The sequence below is a fragment of the Fibrobacter sp. UWH4 genome (genome assembly GCF_900142475.1).
Taxonomy (GTDB): Bacteria; Fibrobacterota; Fibrobacteria; order Fibrobacterales; family Fibrobacteraceae; genus Fibrobacter.
Window position 1 is genome coordinate 377208 of the sequence record NZ_FRAY01000001.1, and the last position, 16742, is coordinate 393949.

Annotated in this window: 16 protein-coding genes; 11 read left to right on the forward strand and 5 right to left on the reverse strand. The window is 50.9% G+C overall.

From position 1 onward, the window contains the following. Positions 1 to 145: 145 nt before the first annotated feature. A complete protein-coding gene (locus BUA93_RS01520) occupies positions 146 to 1198 on the forward strand; it encodes a hypothetical protein (protein WP_072976825.1) in 1053 nt (350 codons plus the stop codon). Positions 1199 to 1425: 227 nt separating this feature from the next. Here BUA93_RS01520 and BUA93_RS16650 read toward each other — a convergent pair whose 3' ends face one another. Then, positions 1426 to 1548, reverse strand: coding sequence for a hypothetical protein (locus BUA93_RS16650; RefSeq protein ID WP_256374664.1), 123 nt, complete (start codon positions 1546 to 1548; stop codon positions 1426 to 1428). A gap of 245 nt (positions 1549 to 1793) precedes the next feature. Continuing rightward, positions 1794 to 2924 (reverse strand): hypothetical protein, encoded by a 1131-nt coding sequence (locus BUA93_RS01525; protein ID WP_072976827.1) that lies wholly within the window; start codon positions 2922 to 2924, stop codon positions 1794 to 1796. A gap of 124 nt (positions 2925 to 3048) precedes the next feature. Here BUA93_RS01525 and BUA93_RS01530 point away from each other — a divergent pair, with 124 nt between their 5' ends. The 4 genes from BUA93_RS01530 (at position 3049) to BUA93_RS01545 (ending at position 7672) form a co-directional block, all read left to right on the forward strand. Then, entirely contained in the window at positions 3049 to 3681 is a 633-nt protein-coding gene (locus BUA93_RS01530) for a LolA family protein (RefSeq protein ID WP_072976829.1), read from the forward strand. Between the two features lie 3 nt (positions 3682 to 3684). Further along, positions 3685 to 5316: a hypothetical protein gene (locus BUA93_RS01535; protein ID WP_072976831.1), complete on the forward strand. Its 1632-nt coding sequence runs from the start codon at positions 3685 to 3687 to the stop codon at positions 5314 to 5316. 143 nt (positions 5317 to 5459) lie between these two features. Continuing rightward, entirely contained in the window at positions 5460 to 6464 is a 1005-nt protein-coding gene (locus tag BUA93_RS01540; RefSeq protein ID WP_072976833.1) for a PorV/PorQ family protein, read from the forward strand. Further along, on the forward strand, positions 6461 to 7672 hold the full coding sequence (locus BUA93_RS01545) for a DNA replication/repair protein RecF (RefSeq protein ID WP_072976834.1): 1212 nt from the start codon (positions 6461 to 6463) through the stop codon (positions 7670 to 7672). The genes BUA93_RS01540 and BUA93_RS01545 overlap by 4 nt, the downstream gene beginning before the upstream one ends. A gap of 133 nt (positions 7673 to 7805) precedes the next feature. Here the strand turns inward: BUA93_RS01545 and mscL are convergent, their stop codons facing one another. Further along, complete coding sequence (gene mscL, locus BUA93_RS01550; RefSeq protein WP_072976836.1) at positions 7806 to 8249, reverse strand: large-conductance mechanosensitive channel protein MscL; 444 nt, start codon at positions 8247 to 8249, stop codon at positions 7806 to 7808. A gap of 82 nt (positions 8250 to 8331) precedes the next feature. Between mscL and BUA93_RS01555 the strand changes: the two genes are divergently transcribed. Together BUA93_RS01555 and coaE are read left to right on the forward strand one after the other, a co-directional pair. Further along, the gene (locus BUA93_RS01555) at positions 8332 to 9201 is read left to right on the forward strand and encodes a DMT family transporter (protein ID WP_072976838.1); all 870 of its coding nucleotides are present in this window, start codon (positions 8332 to 8334) and stop codon (positions 9199 to 9201) included. Then, positions 9202 to 9768, forward strand: a complete 567-nt coding sequence (gene coaE, locus BUA93_RS01560) for a dephospho-CoA kinase (RefSeq protein ID WP_072976839.1) — start codon at positions 9202 to 9204, stop codon at positions 9766 to 9768. It abuts the gene before it with no gap. A 94-nt stretch (positions 9769 to 9862) separates the two neighbouring features. On the opposite strand, the gene BUA93_RS01565 is transcribed toward coaE, so the two are convergent. Together BUA93_RS01565 and BUA93_RS01570 are read right to left on the reverse strand one after the other, a co-directional pair. Next, complete coding sequence (locus tag BUA93_RS01565; RefSeq protein ID WP_072976840.1) at positions 9863 to 11764, reverse strand: glycoside hydrolase family 9 protein; 1902 nt, start codon at positions 11762 to 11764, stop codon at positions 9863 to 9865. Between the two features lie 98 nt (positions 11765 to 11862). Next, a complete protein-coding gene (locus tag BUA93_RS01570; protein WP_072976841.1) occupies positions 11863 to 13437 on the reverse strand; it encodes an OmpH family outer membrane protein in 1575 nt (524 codons plus the stop codon). 165 nt (positions 13438 to 13602) lie between these two features. Between BUA93_RS01570 and BUA93_RS01575 the strand changes: the two genes are divergently transcribed. The 4 genes from BUA93_RS01575 to BUA93_RS01590 are packed head-to-tail and all read left to right on the forward strand — an operon-like array spanning position 13603 to position 16692. Continuing rightward, positions 13603 to 14817: a class I SAM-dependent RNA methyltransferase gene (locus BUA93_RS01575; RefSeq protein ID WP_083597095.1), complete on the forward strand. Its 1215-nt coding sequence runs from the start codon at positions 13603 to 13605 to the stop codon at positions 14815 to 14817. A 55-nt stretch (positions 14818 to 14872) separates the two neighbouring features. After that, positions 14873 to 15307 carry a lipoprotein gene (locus BUA93_RS01580; protein WP_072976844.1) on the forward strand — a complete coding sequence of 145 codons (435 nt, stop codon included), beginning with the start codon at positions 14873 to 14875 and terminating at the stop codon, positions 15305 to 15307. Positions 15308 to 15310: 3 nt separating this feature from the next. After that, on the forward strand, positions 15311 to 16225 hold the full coding sequence (locus tag BUA93_RS01585) for a hypothetical protein (RefSeq protein ID WP_072976846.1): 915 nt from the start codon (positions 15311 to 15313) through the stop codon (positions 16223 to 16225). 5 nt (positions 16226 to 16230) lie between these two features. Next, a complete protein-coding gene (locus tag BUA93_RS01590) occupies positions 16231 to 16692 on the forward strand; it encodes a hypothetical protein (RefSeq protein WP_072976848.1) in 462 nt (153 codons plus the stop codon). Positions 16693 to 16742: the final 50 nt, after the last annotated feature.

Consider the following 16742-nt stretch of genomic DNA (forward strand, 5'->3'; position numbering starts at 1 on the left):
TCCAAACAAAAATTTACCTGATGGACAGGTTTAGCATAAATTTATTTAATTATTTTTAGAAAGTATATTAAAAAATCATTTTTTTTTGATAAAAGACTATATATCTATCTATATTAGTTGAAAACATCAACTGAAGGAAACAAAAATGAAAAAAATGCTAATCGCCTCTTTGGCAGCCGCTGTCGCTTTCACGATGATCGGTTGTAAGGGTACCAATGAAAAGCGTGGTGACGAACACCTCAAGGAAGGTCGTTACCGCAATGCCATCAATTCCTACCTGGAAGCCAAGAAGAAAGGCAGCATGTCCGACGAATTTTATGACAACTTCACTTTGGCCCTTGTGCGTGCCGCTGAAATGGAAGCCAAGAAGGACCTGAACAGTGACCTGATCAACGGATACTTCGACAAGGCCTCCGTGAACATGGCCGATGTCCAGAATGCCGAAGTTGTTGAAGAATACGTGACCAAGCTTGCTACCATCGGTAAGCAGCAGGCCGCTCAGGAAGGCATGGACTACGGTACGATTGTGAATGCTTTCGCAAAGATTGATACCGCTCTTGCTACCGCCAAGGCCAAGGGTGCTGGCGAAGCAGCCGTGAAGGCTATCCGCACCGAAGCTGAAAATGCTTACGTTGCCAAGAATCTCTCCGAAGCCGTGGGTGAATCCGACCCGGTGGTGAGCGAATACCAGATCATGAAGATTGCTGAAATGGCTCCGGAAAATGCCGAAGTCAAGGCAGCCCTCAACAAGAGCCGCAAGGGCACTCGCGGTTACTTCCTGATCTTCGGTGAACAGATCGGTGAACCGGTGAGCCGCCGCGTCGACAAGTGGGGCTACGTGATGGCTCTGCCGACCATCAAGATTGCTCCGGGGTCTCTCTCTGGCGAACTCCAGTTCTGGGCTTCTACGGGTAACAACACCGAACTTGACCCGAGCAAGATCAAGCTTGTCTCTACCGACGGCAAGGAAGTCTTCGCCAAGGGTAACAGCGGCTGGTGCGAAGCTGAAGTGCTCGTGGGCAAGAAGGGCCAGGAAAAGATCGAAAAGAAGAAGCAGAACTTCAAGGGCAAGGGCAAGCTCATGAACGAGTTCCAGTGCTCCGTGAATGTTTCCTTCTCTTACGCCAAGGACTTCGTTCCGGACTACATCGAATACAAGGATGAATTCGGTATCGGCCGTAAGTACCTCGGTCAGTAATAACGGCTTTGAGGTCGCGCAAAGCGCTCTGAGCATTGAGCTGTGAGCGCTCAGGTAAAACCTTAAATTTTTTGAAAGGCGAGAGCAATCTCGCCTTTCTTTTATGCATTCATAGTTGAGTATGTGGGGAAAAAATAGAGGCTAGTTTTGCCTGAATAGATTAAAAATCAGAACGCTACGATTTAATAGCCAGGTGTTACGTCGGACAGCACTTAGCAATTTATTGCTTAGTGCGCATGACCACCAAGGTGGGGCTGGCGATTGAAGCCCGTAGAGAGGGTGATGGAGGACTTTGCGAGAGCCTGTCCGCTAAGCGAACATTCGTCGGCCGAAGGCCGACCTTTGGTCACTTGGCCTTTAGGCCTTAGTGAACATGGCCACCTTTAGGTGGTGCCATGTGAGCCGGAAAGCCCCATGCGTTAAGCTGGGGCTGTGGCGAAAGTGAGGCGAAATCGACTTTTCTTTTTGCGATAGAGCCGAACGGTCTTATTTGCGTGCGGAGCAGGCCGAGTAGAGGCCGAAATCAGGGGGAGGCTTCCCCCTACAAAAAAACACCGGGCATAACCCGGCGCTTAAGGTCTTTTTTGATCAGGGCTTAAAAACTAGCCTTGCCGCTCAAACCGAGGGAGAACCTTGCCTTGCCGAACGGCGTGTCGTCGGTGTCGGTGAAGTTATAGCCGTGCCAGATGACGATTTCGGTGTTCATGGTCGGGTAGATGTAATGGTTCATGCCCAGGAACTGGAAGTCGTCACCGTGAATTTCCTTGTCCGGATCGTGGTATTCGTAGCTGACACCCAGGGTGTACTTCTTGTGGATGTTGAAGCTGGGTTCCACGGCGAACAGCATCTGGTCGTCTGTCATGAGCTGGGGTTCGGCCGCGTAGCTCTTGTCGGTAATGGTGTAGAAGTAGGTCAGGGCCAGGTTGAAGATGGCGTAGTTCATGCTCGGTTCGAGCAAGAAGGAGTGGACGCCCTGTCCCTTGTACGGGTGGAGTCCCCATACAGCGTAGATGCCGTAGTTGAACTTCTCGTAGCTCTTGGAGTAGTCGATTTCGGTACCGAGGACGTAGGTGTGGGAACGGTTGATTTCGGAACCGAACACCCAGTCGAGGCTCGGGGTGATGATCAAGTGCTCGTCGGTGTGGTTGATTAGCGGGAACCCGTAGGTGGCGAAGAGGGCTACGGTGTGGTCGGTTGCGTCGGATGCGCCCAAGTACAGGGAGCCGCGTCCGTACTTGTCGTTACCGACATCGAGGCCGATACCGCGGAGGTTTTGTTCACGGACGATGACGGCGTAACGGGAAGCATCGCGCCAGAAGTAGTAGTTGAAGGCGCCCGCGCTGTAAGTCATGTCACCGAAGATAAGGGTAACTTCGTGGCTGACATCCCAGCGGAACTGGACTCCGTCAAATTCAAAGGAATTGTAGCGACCATCCGAACCCATGGCGGTGGAACGGGCGAGTCCGTGGCGGACTTCGGATTCCTGGAGTTCGCCGTTTTCGTTGACGAAGGTGCTGTGGGTTGTTCCCTTGACGACGACGGCGATGTTTTCGTCGAGGTGCGCCTTCAGGGCGAGGTCGATGTCCTGGTTGCCGGCGTTGGTCGGGTCAAAATCGCTGTCAAAGTAGCTGGCGTAGTCCATGTTCACGTCGCCGTGGATTTCGATATCGGCGGCGGAAGCGATGGTGGCGGTGGCCATGGCCAGGGGCAAAATCAGTTTGCGCATACGTTTTTTCCAATAGAATTAAATTTTTCTTGAGCAAAGATAGAAATTTCGCCGGATAAAAGCCAATCGCGAATAGGCGTAATTTTGTAAATTTGCACATATTCTTAAAGGATGGAGTTCCCTGATGCGGTATTTACTTCGTTTATTTGCGTTTGTTCTGTTTTTTGCTGTGATGCCGGTGATGTCGATGACCGCTGACGAGGCAATGGAAAAATCCAAGGCCTGGTTCAAGTCGGGCAAGGCGTGGGATCTCAGTTTCCGTGTGCAGGTGTTCTATGTGGATTCTCCGGAAATCGCTTCCCAGGACGGAAAGCTCCTGGTGGCCGAAGGGGATCGCTTTGTGCTGGAAATGGCGGGAATCAAGTTCTATAGCGACGGGGAAAGCCTCTGGCAGCACAATGTGGAACAGAAACAGGTGCTGATTAAGGCGGTGGAAGACCTGTCCAGTTCGCTGCATCCGTCGGAACTCCTGTTCAAGTATTTGAATTGTAAGGCGAAGTCTATTTCTGAAGGTGAATTTGGCGGCGAAAAACTGTGGGTGCTCAAGCTGGATCCGTCCAAGTATGCGGGACAGTTTACCCAGATGGAAGTATGGCTCTCGAAAAAGGATTTCTCTCCGAAGCGTCTGTTTACCGTGGATCCGTCGGGAAACGGTTCCTGGTACAACATCGTGAATCTTAAGGTGATGAAGAAGGTTTCGGCTGAAGATTTCAAGTATAAGCCAATTAAGGGTGTCGATGAAATCGACATGCGGTAATTTATGAAGAATAATTTGTTTGTAAAAAACTTGTGGGCGGCCTTGCTTGTCGGCCTGATAGCCTTGCCGGTAGGGGCGGCGGAAACGCTGTTCAGCAACTACGCCATGAATGTGACCGGCTCCGGAAAGAACGGGGAACTCTGGGTGTTTTCCCGTAGTGGAACCTATAGCGGCGTTACGCTTTTGAATCTGAATGCGGGATCGTCCGGTATCCAGGTGAACGGTTCGAAACAGGGACAGGCATCCGATTCCATGACCGCGATGCAGGACGGAATCTACAGTGGAGTGCTGGCGGAACACCGTCGAATCTCGTCGGGGTATGCCGGTAAGATTGGTTACGTCCTTCCGATGTATGGCCTCAATGATGACGGCAACCATTTACTGCCTGCGGGATTTTTTTCGGTGCGCGGAACAGAAGAAGTCCAGGAAAATCCCCTTGATGTTGATCATAGCTTGTTGCCCGAGGCTGTGGCCGAGGATTCGGCGATGTATTATGCCGTGAGTGGTTTTGCATTCGATTCAACTAGTGGCCGGTTGTGGCTTGCGCGAGGCACGGCTGGTCTTGGCTTCTACGAAGAATTGAAAAGTGGAAAAAAACAGGGTATGTTCCAGTTGAACCTGAAGACGGGTGCGCTGGATACGGCCAAGGTCAACTATAAGTGGGACGCGAAGAACAATCCCCGCGTGCTCGATGTGAAGTTGCATCCCGAAACGGGTGAACTCTGGATGGCGACCTCGAAGGGCTTGTGGAAACGTTCCTCGGAGGGCAAGATTTCGAAGGTCTCGACGAGTCTTGATACGTCTGCCCGCGTGACGGGGCTTTGGATGGGAGGAAATCCGCTGACGATTATTGCGGAAACGTCCTATATGCAGAAGGAGTCCATGAAAGGCGCGCTGTGGGTGCTTCGCAAAAATGCAAAGGATTTTGCCAAGGTCGATTTCTTGGATACGGCGGGAAAGCAACAAAAGAAGGACGTATATGACGATGGGGATTATACCGTCAGCGGTGTGGCTTTTATAGGCAAGGTGGCCTATGTCGCCGTGACATCAGGTGGATCGGTGAGTGGTTTTTTCAAGCTGGATTCTACGGGTGTTCGCGCCTGGGAAACCGACGATGACGGCAAGAACAACTGGCTGTACGGCTTTGAAACGGGCGCGACGGACCGCGATGCGATTATCACCTCGATATGCTCTTTCCCGCTAGATACGAAAACGGAGGGGTTAGCCCTTGCGACCTACGGGAACGGAATCTCGGTTTCGGCGGATTCGGGGAAAACCTGGACCACCATTCTGAACCGTGCCAAGCTGGGGGGCGATCTTGGAACAATCCGTATGGTTCCTTCGGTGATTACCTCGGGTGATGGGGACCAGTCCCTTGTTTCGTACAAGGTAAGTAAGGATTCTAAAATTACGATTGACGTGTTCAGCTACGATATGAGAAAGATCCGCACGATTGTAAAGGATGCTCCCCGTAGTGCCGATAAATCACGAAGCACGAACCCCAAGGAAGATTTCTGGGACGGTAAGGACAAGGCGGGTCGGCCCTGCACCATGGGCGTGTACTATGTGCGTGTCAAGGACAATCACGGCCATATCGGCTGGGGTAAGGTGATGACCTTGGGAGGGCACAAGTGATGATGCTTAGACGAAAGACGAAAGACGAAAGACGAGAGAGTGTCATCCTGAGCTATACGAAACTAAGAACTTTAGTTCTCAAGTTGAGTTATCCTCTTTGGGGAAAGCGAAGCGCGTCGAAGGATCTAGGTCTTATATTCGTAATGCTTTTGCTTTTAACGGCATCGGCGGTTGCGGGAAAAAAGGCGACGCTAGGCAGCTTTGACGGCTTTGTGGAACGTATGGGTGCGGGTACTCGCGAACTGGGCCGTGGCAATACGGGTTCTGCGGATACGGCGTCGATGCCCGCTGCCTACTGGAATCCGGCAATCCTTGGCTTCCGTCAGGATTTTGGATATTCGCTAAGTGCCGAAAAACGCGACCTGGATCGTATGGGCGGTTCGCTGGGTCTGGAATCGCCTGTGGGAAAGCGCATGGGTGTCGGCTTTGCGATGCTTTACCGCGGCGACCTTGCCTTTGACGTGATTAACGAAGATGACGAAACGATGGGAACCGCGACTCCCTACTTTACCATGATGTATCTCGGCTTTGCCTATCGAGTCACGCGCCGCGATGCGTTCGGCCTGTCGCTTTCGATGAGCTACGACAATATGGATATTGCGGAATATTACGACGGTGTAGAACTGGTCGATGATTACCGCAGTCCCGTGACTCTTAACCTCAGCTGGCTTAGACAGTGGAACGAACAGTGGTCTACGTCGGTGGTCATCCGTAATTTGAGCTTTAGTAAGAACTTGTCTGCAAAATGGAGCAAGAATACCAGTACCGACAATTCCGTGGCAAGCACCGATGGCGTACGTCCGAAGGTTTTGCAGATTGGCTTGGGGTATCGTTCCAGGGTTATGGGGAAACCTGTTTACGCCTGGATGGAAGCGATTGACTACCAGGTGGCCGATACCTTACTTGCTTTTGATCCTGATTTGCATGTGTGGACGGGCCGCGTCGGTTTTGAGTGTGAAATCATTCCTGACGGCACGCTCCGTCTGGGCATGGATGATTTGGACTGGACGGTGGGTGCCGGCTACAAGTTCCGGATTCGTATCGGAAAGAAGAAGTATCCGTTTGATGTGAACTACGCCTTGATTTATGAATCGGAAGCGGGGCTGTGGACGCCGCTTAGCTTTGGTCTCCGGGGCTATATTCCGTGATTTCCAAAATCTATATAGAAGGCGTGCGCAGCCTATCCGGGTTTGAACAGGAGTTTGGGCCCGGAATTACGGTCGTTCATGGGCCGAACGGTTGCGGCAAAACTTCGATACTGGAATCGGTCCATTTGCTGGCCCAGGGATTTTCATTCAGGGCAAGAGACTTGAAAGAACTGATCGCCTGGAACGGCGATGAGTTCCTGCTGCGGGCGACCTTTGAGGATTCGGGGCGGACGACGGCGCGCGCGATTCGCGTGGGCCGTCGCAGTTGCGATGTCCGGGAGAATGGCGAGAACTTGAAATCGGCGGCGGCGCTCTTCGGAAGTCTGCCTGCAGTCGTGATGCAGCCGTCTGATATAGAACTCTTGCGTGGGGCGCCCGATGTGCGGCGCCGGTGGCTGAACGAAATTCTCTGTTTCCGTTCGAAGGCGAATGCCTCTTTGCTGCGTCGGTACGGTCGCGTGCTGCAACAGCGCAATAAGTGGCTCAGGGATTTCAAGCGCGGGGGTGGAATGGCGCCCTTGGGCGGCGAGGAACTCTTTGGAATCTTGACTGAACAGCTGATTGACCTGGGGGCGAAATTATGGGCAGCCCGACTTTCGCTATCGAAAGAAATTTCTCCGATTATCACGGGGTACTACCGTAAGCTTTCGGGGGGAGTCGACGAAATTACCTGCGCCTACAAGAGTTCGATTCTGAAGGAACTCGATGCGCTTGACGGAGCGGAATTTTTGGATGATGCGGAACTGGACAAGGTCGCCGCGGAGCCCTCGGCGCCGTACAATGTCTCGGGTGATGATTCAGGAATGTCCGACGACGGTTCGGTTGACGAGGACGCCTTGCGGACTGCTTTTAGTCGAAAACTCCGCAGCTTGGAAATTGCGGAACGCTCTTTCGGCGGTACGCTTGCCGGTCCGCACCGCGATGATCTGGGAATCTGCATTGGCGGATCCGAAATGCGTTCTTCGGGATCGCAGGGGCAGTGCCGTTGTGCGGCGATCGCGATGCGCTTTGCTGCGGTTGATGTGGCGAGCCGTTTCCTTAGTAAGCCGATTCTCTTGCTCGATGATATTTTTGCCGAACTCGACGTGAAGCGTCGCGATGCGGTGGCGTCGCTCATTCGCGAAAAGGCTTGCCAGGTGATTATCGCGACTCCACAGCTGGAAGAATTGCCGTTTACCGCAGAAGCTAGTATAGAGCTTAGAGTTTAGAACTTAGAATTTACCGTTAGCTACCTTTAGGCGGGAGCTTAGAACTTGGTAACGGAATAAATGAAGAGCCGCCAAAGGCGGCTCTCTAGGCTCTACCAATTAAGTTCTGGTAACTACGGCGTTGCCGTGTAAATTACTTCTTCAGCAAGTCGCGGATTTCGGTGAGGAGCTTTTCTTCGGCGCTCGGTTCAGGAGGTGCCGGAGGAGCGGCCGGGGCTTCTGCTTCCTGCTTACGCATGTTCTGCATGAAGCCGAGGAACTTCTTCATCACGAGGAACACCACGATAGCGACGATGAGGAAGTCGACGATTCCACCGATGAAGTTGCCGTAGGGGATTTCTACGCCGGCAGCAGTGGTGTAGGAAAGTGACTTAAGGCCTTCGCCAGCATCTTTACCGCCAGCCATGGCGATGATTGCCGTAACGCCCGGCATCACGATGTCGTTCACGAAGGAGGTCACGATTTTACCGAATGCACCACCGATGATCACACCGATGGCCATATCGACGATGTTGCCCTTGAATGCGAAGGCCTTGAACTCTTCGAGAAGGGACGTTGCTTTACCTTTAATACCCATATTGGTTCCTTTTGTTGAAGTTAAGATAAAAATATGTTTAAAATATCGCTTTGGCAAGAGGGTTTTCTAAATTTGAGTTGTTATGTCGTGGTTTATTCTAGCCCTTTTATCAGCATTTTTCTTGGGTTGTTATGACCTCGCCAAGAAAAAATCGGTGCAGGACAACGCCGTCCGCGTGACTCTTTTTTTCTGTAGCGCCTTTTATGCTCTTTTCATGAGCCCGCTTTTGCTGACGGGGCATTGCGAAAGTCTGCCTCTGCAGAGCCATGTCTACCTGTTCGGCAAGGCAGCCATTGTGGGGGGCAGCTGGATTTTGACCTACAACGCCCTGGCGCACCTTCCCTTGAGTATCGCGACCACGATTCGAGCGCTTGCTCCCGTATTTACGATTTTTATCGCGGTAACCTTTATGGGGGAACGTCCGTTTGCGCTCCAGTGGATAGGTGTCGCCATCTGCATTTGCTCCTATGTGGGACTCAGCCTTGCCGGCCGTAAAGAAATGGGGCATTTTTTCAGCAACGGTTGGGTGATTTGCATGGTGCTGGGGACCATTCTTGCGGCATGCAGCGGCGTGTACGACAAGTTTATCCTGCAGCGCATGAATTTTGACCCGCTTACGGTACAGGTGTGGTTCAGCATTTATATGGCCCTCTGGCAGTTCGTGATTTGCGCCGTGACATGGTTCCCGACGCGGCACAAGACGACTCCGTTTCAGTTCCGTTGGACCATGCTTCTGGTCGCTATCCTCCTGATTGTGGCGGATCGATGCTATTTCGTGGCGGTGAGCGACCAGGATGCCTTGATTTCGATTATTACGGTGTTCCGCCGCTCCAGCGTGCTGATTTCGTTCTTTGCGGGTTTACTACTTTTCAAGGAGCGCAAGAGCAAGATGAAATTTGTCGCCCTGCTCGGCGTGATTCTGGGTATCTGCCTGATTGCTTTAGGAAAATAGATGATCGGTATTACGGGATCCATAGGTGCGGGAAAGTCTCTTGTAGGTCGACTTCTGCGAGACCGCAAAATTCGCGTCATAGATGCGGATGTGGCCGTGCATCATCTCTATCGTGACGATGCCGGATTGCGCACGGCTATTGCCGATGCTTTTGGAGCGGACATGCTTACCGAAAAGGGAATCTGCCGTAGCCGAATGGCTGACTTGATTTTTAAGGATCCTTCTGCGAGGGCGAAACTTGAATCGCTTGTGTATCCGGTATTGACAAGGTTCCTGCTCCGAGCGAATCCCGCCTTTGTTGAAGCGGCCTTGTTTGAAAATGTTCCCGAATTGGTCAAAAAACTCGAGGCTATCTGGGTTGTAACGGCATCTGAAGAGGTTCGCCTGAAGCGTTTGATTGAAAATCGTGGATTCAGCGAAGAAGATGCTCGCCGTCGCATTGAATTGCAGCGCCCGCGGGATTCCGAAGAATTTTGGCGTAGGTTATTCCCGAATACTCCGGTTAAATTTATTGACAATTCTAGCGACGAATCTGCGTTGCGGAACACGGTTGTCGCTTTGCTGTAGGGATTCCTGAAATTTTGAGATGACAATACAGCCCCTGAAACCAGGGGCTGCATTGAGTGTTTAGGAGGGAGTGTTTTAGGAGTTACTTTAACGATTAGCGGATACGCTTGCCGCCGATGTTGAAATACTGAACCTTTCCTTCGCGGTTTGTCTTCTGGACCTGGACTGCGCCGTTACGGATGACAAGCTTGCTCCCGGCGGAAACCTGCTTTTGGAGGTTTCTTGTAGCCTTGATTCCTTCGACTTCCAGGAACTTGGCCGGAACGGTCGTGATATCGTAGGTCTTGCCGGTGGTGTAAATTGCCTGCAGGCTGCCGATGACATAGGCAAAGGGTGCATTCCAGTTGATAGCCACTTCGTTGGTGGCGTAGCTACAGCTGTTGTCGTAGTAAGATTTGGCGACAGCATCCATTTGGACAAATTTCTTTGCGCAGTCGTTGGCCGTGTAGTTTGGACCACCAACGAGCATGCCGGGGACAGGTTCGTCGATTCCGTCTGCCTGGCTTGGGCGGTGGTGCGGATTCTTGGCCGAGTTGACGCCGTAACCGGTGAGATAGGAAATATCGAGCGGGTTGCGTCCCAGGATGTAGTCAATAATGGCCGTAGCGGCGTTCAGGTACTTTTCTTCTTTGGAAAGAATGTAGGCGTGGATCAAGATCATGCCCTTGTTGGCGGCGAAACTATTGGAACCCCAGTTGAAGTCATTTTCCAGAAGCGGAACTCCGTAGCCGTTATTTTCCAAAGACAAGACGATACTGTCGGCGAGGGTGAAAATGCATGCCCTGGCGGAATCCAGAATGTCCATGTCGAAAATTTCGGGATTCGTTGCGATGGTGAAGGCGGCCAGGGCGTAGGTGGTCTGCCAGCTTTGCAGTTTCCAACGGAACTTCTTGAAGGGGTATTTTGTGAAAACTTCGGTGAAAACGGGATTCTTGGAAATTCTGTAAAGTTCTGCATTTGCCCAGATTTCTTCATCGATCGGATAACCGTCGATATAGGTTCCCGTGTTGACTCCGGCGGGCTGCTCAAAGTAGGCAGCTTCATTATGCATGGCCCACCATCTGGCCTTGGAGGCGGCGGTCGCGCACTTTATTGCGAACTCTTCGTCGTAGGGGGAATAGATTTCTGCGGCGAGAGCGGCGACCGCGGCAAGGTTCCAGGATGCCGTAACGGACTTACCGATGGCATATCGTGCAGCGACATCCTTTTCGGGCATAACCGTTCCGCTGAACTTCAGGGTGGTCAGCTTGTGGAATACACCGCCGTCAGTAGGGTCCTGCATGGTGAGCATCCATTCCAGGTTCCAACGAATTTCGTCCAAGATATCGGGGACGGTATTCTTGCTTTCGGGAATGTTCAAGTTGAGCTTATCGAAGTATTCCTTGTTCTGCTGGTAAAGCTGGAGCAGGGTATAGGTCGAAATGCCGGAATTGACGATATATTTTCCATAATCACCGGCGTCATACCAACCCTTGGCGCCGTTGAAAGTGGAGTCGGAATTTTCAATTCCCGTGGAAGAATGGTATTTTACGGCCGTATCAGGGTGACCTGCGGCACGGGCGTAGATGCCGGCATATTCTTCGGTGAGTTCGATGGAGGCGCGCTGGAAGTAGAAGAACTTGAGTGAAGCCTTTGCAGCATCTTCAAGGGCGTCATCGGCGATGATGATGGGGTGACCGATCTTTTCGTCTCCGATGAAAGCCTGGTAGGTGCCTGCCGTCTGGATTTCAGAAAAATCGACGAGCGAAGCGGCGGTATCGCCGGCGGGAAGCCAGGTTTCTGCCTTAGGTGCCGTTACCTTGAGGACTTCTTTACCATCGGAATCCTTGAAGGAAATTTCCTTGTCTTCGGCTCCGATGACAGCCATTTGCTTTTGACCTTTGGTGAGGTAGCCCACTTGGTTTTGGTAAGCAGTGGCTGCAAATAAGCCTGTAGCGGTGAATGCCGTTACGGCCAGTGCCGAGGCTAATGCGGAGTGGATTTTCTTGAGTCCCATACGACCATCCTTTTGTTTTTGTTTTAAATTTAAACCTTTTATTTGGGGATAGGTAGGGGGCTGTTAGTAGAAAGTGGTTACACCTGAAAACTACTCCTCTAATAATAAAAGAATGCATTTTTGAGGTCCTCGGCGAAATTTTTTGCTCCGCAGATATTGTCACTGGGTGTGGATCCGTGCGTACTTGAATAACGGGGATCGTCGTCGTTAAATCTTATCTTAATGTGGTTATTTGTGTGATGGTCGCACTTGATTCCGAATTTGCACAAAATGTCGGTATTTCGGAGAAAGTTATTCTTTCGACTTGCATTGAGTAATTGAGAAACATCTTGCTTATAGGTCTTGTAGCGTTGTTCCGCATCGGAATTTGCCGAAATAAAAGCCTGCCATATATCCTGAGACCTTAGTTTACAGGAATTTGCCTTGACGGGGCCGTTTTCCATGGCGAAATGGAGGGCGCTCATCAGAGCGATTTCGAATTCACCTGCAAATTTTTCTGTTTCTTTTTCAGGAAGCGAGAATATGCCGAAACGGTCCTGCCGTTGACGGAGCGACTGTACCTGAGCCTGAAGGTTCTGAATTTGCCAGTCGGCATTTTGCAGGCGCTGCCCGAAGTTCTTGTTGTCGTTTTCGAGCGAGATCTTTTCCTGATTGTTGTGCTCCAGCATCTGTTCGGCAATCTTTTGAATTTCGTCGATTTCTTCGTTTTTCTTTTCGATGGCGAAATCTTTGGATTGCTTTAATTTTTCGATTTTCTGCTGGAGGTTCTCGATTTCGCGGTCACGCTTTCGGGTAGCGGTTTCGTTTGTATTCAAAAGAGCAGTGTAGGCTTTTTGGACGGTTTGCAGCTCTTTCTGCAGTAGGTCAATGGCTTTGTCTTGCCGGGCCACCTTATCGACGAGTTTTTCTCGCTTGGCTTTTTTGGCTCCCTTACGCTGTTCTTTTTCGGTGGCGTACCGTTGGATGTTGAACGTCCCTCTTTCGGTTTTGATGGTCTCCTTGATAACCTTGCGGGTGGAGTCCTCTCGGCGTGAGCAGAGTCTTACTTTCCAGGTGTCGTCGGGGCCGCTAGACATATATTTGGGAATGCGTATGGGAGGCGTTTCGCGGATGACGAGTTCGTGGAAAATCTTGTGAGCGACCGTGATGGGGCTTGCGCTATAGGCTTCTCCGATAGAAACGGAAAATGTAGGCGTGCTATTGTCTTTGGCGAAGGGGCGTAATATCTCAAGAATGTCTGAAAGGGCTGAATCCACTTTTGGCAAGGTCGTATCCCATAGGGTAATGAAGAGCCTCGCAACTTTCTTGTTTTGGCTTCGCAAAATAAGTCGTATGTTGGCATCGGGATTTAGGCGGCGAAATTCGCAGGTAATGATGTCGGTGGAGCCGATGTTTGTATGGTCGGTCCATTTTCCTGTTAGGTCGCATCCGGAATGGAGCAGGTCGAGCAGGTTCTCGTTATAGCATTTGGAAAGGTCCAGGGGGTCGACATGGTAAATTTGCCAGTCGATAGTGATAATCCTGTAGATTTCCTTGATGGGAACGTCCAGAAGTTCTATTTCGGTATGGAGCGTGTACGGCAGCGGAGTGTTCTGAAGGGTGGAACCGCAGAATGTGATAATTTTTTTGCCGAATCGGCGAGCGAAGGTGTGAATTCGATAGGGGTGTTTCATAGGTGTTTAGTGGGTGCCGCCTATAATTAGAAAACCCCTTTTTTACAAACAAGAGAAAAAAGATTTTACGTCCATTTTGCTAGCATCAGTTTGCAAAATGGCGGGCATGTTTGTTTTCGAAGAAAAAGTTGATTATATTTTGTGGATTTAGCTATATTTATTTTGATGATTCTTGATTTGCGTATAGAAAAGTTGGTGCAGGGGGGCGAGGGAATGGCGCGCCTTCCCGATGGCCGCGTGTGCTTTGTGCAGGGGGCATTGCCCGGTGAACTTTGCACGGTTGAACTTTTGCAAAACAAGAAGGATTTTACGCGGGGTCGGGTGGTGAAGGTCGTCGAGAAAAGTCCCGATCGCGCGCAGCCGAAATGCCCCCTTTACGGAAAATGCGGCGGATGTAGCTTGCAGCACTTGGAAAGCGATAAGCAGGCTCTGTATTCGGAACGGGTGGAACGGGAAAACTTCAAACGGTTGGCCCATGTCGCGCTTCCGGAGAATTTCGTAATTCATACGGGGCCTGCGTGGGGCTATAGGAATCGTGCCCGAGTAGTCATCGCAACCTCAAAAGAGGGAAAGGTGCGCTACGGTTTCCGTATGCAAAAAAGCAACGGCATTGTCTCGTTTGAGAACTGTCCCGTATTGACGCCTGCCTTGAATGATTTCTTGAAGTCGAATGCTTCAAAAATTTACGAAGAATTTGTCCGTTCCCAGCCAGTCAATCGTAAAAAGCCCTTTGAACTGGATGTAAATCTGTTCGATAACGGAAACGGCAAGGTCAGCTATTATTACAAGGGAATGCCTGCTTCTGATTTCGAAAAGAAGGCGGTAAGTATCGTTGAAATGGCGGGAAAGAGAATCCAGTCCGATGCTTCTGTCTTTTTCCAGAGCAATCTTCAGCTATTGCCGGAGCTCGTGAATGCGGTACAGAATGCTGTGGATGAGGGGCTTGCCAATGGCGAAGCGAGTGATGCCTGGCTAATCGACCTCTTTAGTGGAGTGGGCTTCTTTGCTACCATCTTGAAAGATCGCTTCAAAAAGATTACGACGGTGGAACGTGACGAAGGGTGTCTCAAACACGCAAATGTGAATTTGTCTGCAGAGAATGTTTCTGCTCCGGCCGAAGATTGGCTTGCCGAAAATGTCGTCGACGTGCCTGCCTCCTTGATCGTGGATCCTCCTCGGACAGGCCTTCCTCCGAGCGCCTTGGATGCCATTGTGAAAAGTTCTGTTAACAGACTGATTTATGTTTCCTGTGACCCGGTGACCTTGGCGAGGGACTTTGCAAAGTTCAGGGATGCCGGTTTTGCGCTGAAAAGGGCAGAAGGTTTTGCCTTTTATCCGCAAACGCCTCATTTGGAAATGATGTTCGTGCTTTCGCGTTAGCCGGAAATTTCCAAATTTGCTAGTTTATTCATAGAAAAGTTTGACGGAGGTCGCTATGAAAAAGGTGACATTGGTATTGTTTGTTTTCGTTGCCCTGCTTACAGGGTGTAATGTCGAGAAAACCGCCATTGTGTGCGGTAGGGAATGGAACCCGAACCTCGAAGTGGTGGCGGATACGGCCAGCGAATTCGAAATGAAGGATCAGCTGATCGTGCAGTTCCGCTACGGTAAGAATTTTGATTTTGCCAAGCTTAAAACGGCCTTCTACGAAGGGACCCTCGCAAATAAGGGATCCGAAATCTGGAACCACGAAGTGGCCGTGAGCGAAAAGATGGGCGTCTATACGCTGCAAGGCAAGTCCCGCCACGGTGGATTGATGACGGCTCGCGAGCTGTGCCGTAAAAAGGAACCTGGTCCCGTCGTCATCGAAGTGAGTGGTGACGGAAAAGTTCTCTTGTCGAAGCAAATTTTATTGACCAAGAATCGGTAACTCATGAAAAAAGTGTTATGTGCGGTCGCAGCGGCCCTTCTCCTTGGCGGTTGCGGTGAGTCTAGAGTCGATGTCCAGTATAAGGTGGACGCACCTGTTGTCGTAGAACTCTATGCAGAAGGGTATTTTTCGACAATAGACTTGAAGGGTGACGAAAAAATGGGGACGGTGACGGCTGCATACGCGAACCTGACCTACTCCAATGTGGGTGATACGCTCAAGGTCCATCGCGATTACGTGATGGACAAGTCCCGTGGCTATCTCAAGAACTTTATGCCGTCGGAACTTGCTTGGCGCGTGAAATCCGTGGATATGGCCGCGGTGGACCGTGAGGTAAAAAGTGTCGAAGGTCTCGATGACGGTTATGATTCGCTTTTGGCGAGGATTCCCATGCCCGAGGTCTGGCGAAAGCAGCTTCTCAATCCTGAATACAAACCGCACTTGAAGCGCCTTGAAAAACACCGCTGGGAAATGGACCACATGTTGCTTGGCTCGGTGCCGACCAAGGGTAACATTACGCAGATGCTCAAGAACCAGGGGCGCCTGAATTTTGCCCTGATCCAGGTGGATTCCGTAGTGGTGAAGGGATTTGAAAATCGCGATCACCGCCGCTGCCTGGACTATGTCGTTTACTTGCAGGAAAAGGAAAGCTTCCCGTATTACATCTGGGAACAGCACGTGAATAGCAACATCGTTCCTGAAAAGTTCAAGAAGTATAACAAGGGGCTCAAGGCGGAATACCAGACCCAGTTCGAGGTTATGATCGACCCGACGACCGGCGTCCCTTGTCAGGAACGCGAAGTCAAGGTCGGTACGCATACGATGGTGAATCCCGACACGAAGGATACGGCGACCTTCAAGAGCCAGATTACGCTTGAAAGGCTGTACACGATCAAGAAGCCGGAAGAAAACGAATAATAATTATGAAACCGAGCCTTTCCGTATACATCCTTCTGTCTACCGCCTACTTCCTCCTATTTCTTGTGGGCTGCACCTCGCATCCGTCGCCGCAGCAGACGATGGTCGATGACCGTTACCTAGTATACAAGGAAATGGAAAAGGCTTATCGCAATGCCGAAGAAGATTACATGAACTTGCTCTTCAATATCGAGCGTATGCCCGAGGAAGAAGAGCTGTGGATCATGAAACGCGACAAGATGCTTGAACTGATGCAACTCAAGGAGCTGATGCTCAATGCTCGCGCGGAATTGGACCAGGCGATGCAGGAGTGGGAACGCCACATGATGGACCTGCAGGCCGAGCAGAAAAAGGCGCAGGTCAAACAGTTCAATCCTAATTTTACCGGAAAGGATGCTCAGCGGACCAGTCCGGGGCAGTTGCTCCCTGGCGAGGTCAAGCCCCGCAAGAAATACGGCGAACTGTAGTGAATTCAGAATTCGGATTTCTGATTTCGGATTTTGAAATTATTTAAGAT

Bases quoted from the DNA above. Each gene is read 5' to 3' on its own strand.
- BUA93_RS01555 (WP_072976838.1), top strand. From the start codon at position 8,332: ATGTCGTGGTTTATTCTAGCCCTTTTATCAGCATTTTTCTTGGGTTGT.
- BUA93_RS01530 (WP_072976829.1), top strand. From the start codon at position 3,049: ATGCGGTATTTACTTCGTTTATTTGCGTTTGTTCTGTTTTTTGCTGTG.
- BUA93_RS01580 (WP_072976844.1), top strand. From the start codon at position 14,873: ATGAAAAAGGTGACATTGGTATTGTTTGTTTTCGTTGCCCTGCTTACA.
- BUA93_RS01525 (WP_072976827.1), bottom strand. From the start codon at position 2,924: ATGCGCAAACTGATTTTGCCCCTGGCCATGGCCACCGCCACCATCGCT.
- BUA93_RS01575 (WP_083597095.1), top strand. From the start codon at position 13,603: ATGATTCTTGATTTGCGTATAGAAAAGTTGGTGCAGGGGGGCGAGGGA.
- BUA93_RS01570 (WP_072976841.1), bottom strand. From the start codon at position 13,437: ATGAAACACCCCTATCGAATTCACACCTTCGCTCGCCGATTCGGCAAA.
- BUA93_RS01585 (WP_072976846.1), top strand. From the start codon at position 15,311: ATGAAAAAAGTGTTATGTGCGGTCGCAGCGGCCCTTCTCCTTGGCGGT.
- BUA93_RS01565 (WP_072976840.1), bottom strand. From the start codon at position 11,764: ATGGGACTCAAGAAAATCCACTCCGCATTAGCCTCGGCACTGGCCGTA.
- BUA93_RS01520 (WP_072976825.1), top strand. From the start codon at position 146: ATGAAAAAAATGCTAATCGCCTCTTTGGCAGCCGCTGTCGCTTTCACG.
- coaE (WP_072976839.1), top strand. From the start codon at position 9,202: ATGATCGGTATTACGGGATCCATAGGTGCGGGAAAGTCTCTTGTAGGT.
- BUA93_RS01540 (WP_072976833.1), top strand. From the start codon at position 5,460: ATGCTTTTGCTTTTAACGGCATCGGCGGTTGCGGGAAAAAAGGCGACG.
- mscL (WP_072976836.1), bottom strand. From the start codon at position 8,249: ATGGGTATTAAAGGTAAAGCAACGTCCCTTCTCGAAGAGTTCAAGGCC.
- BUA93_RS01590 (WP_072976848.1), top strand. From the start codon at position 16,231: ATGAAACCGAGCCTTTCCGTATACATCCTTCTGTCTACCGCCTACTTC.
- BUA93_RS01535 (WP_072976831.1), top strand. From the start codon at position 3,685: ATGAAGAATAATTTGTTTGTAAAAAACTTGTGGGCGGCCTTGCTTGTC.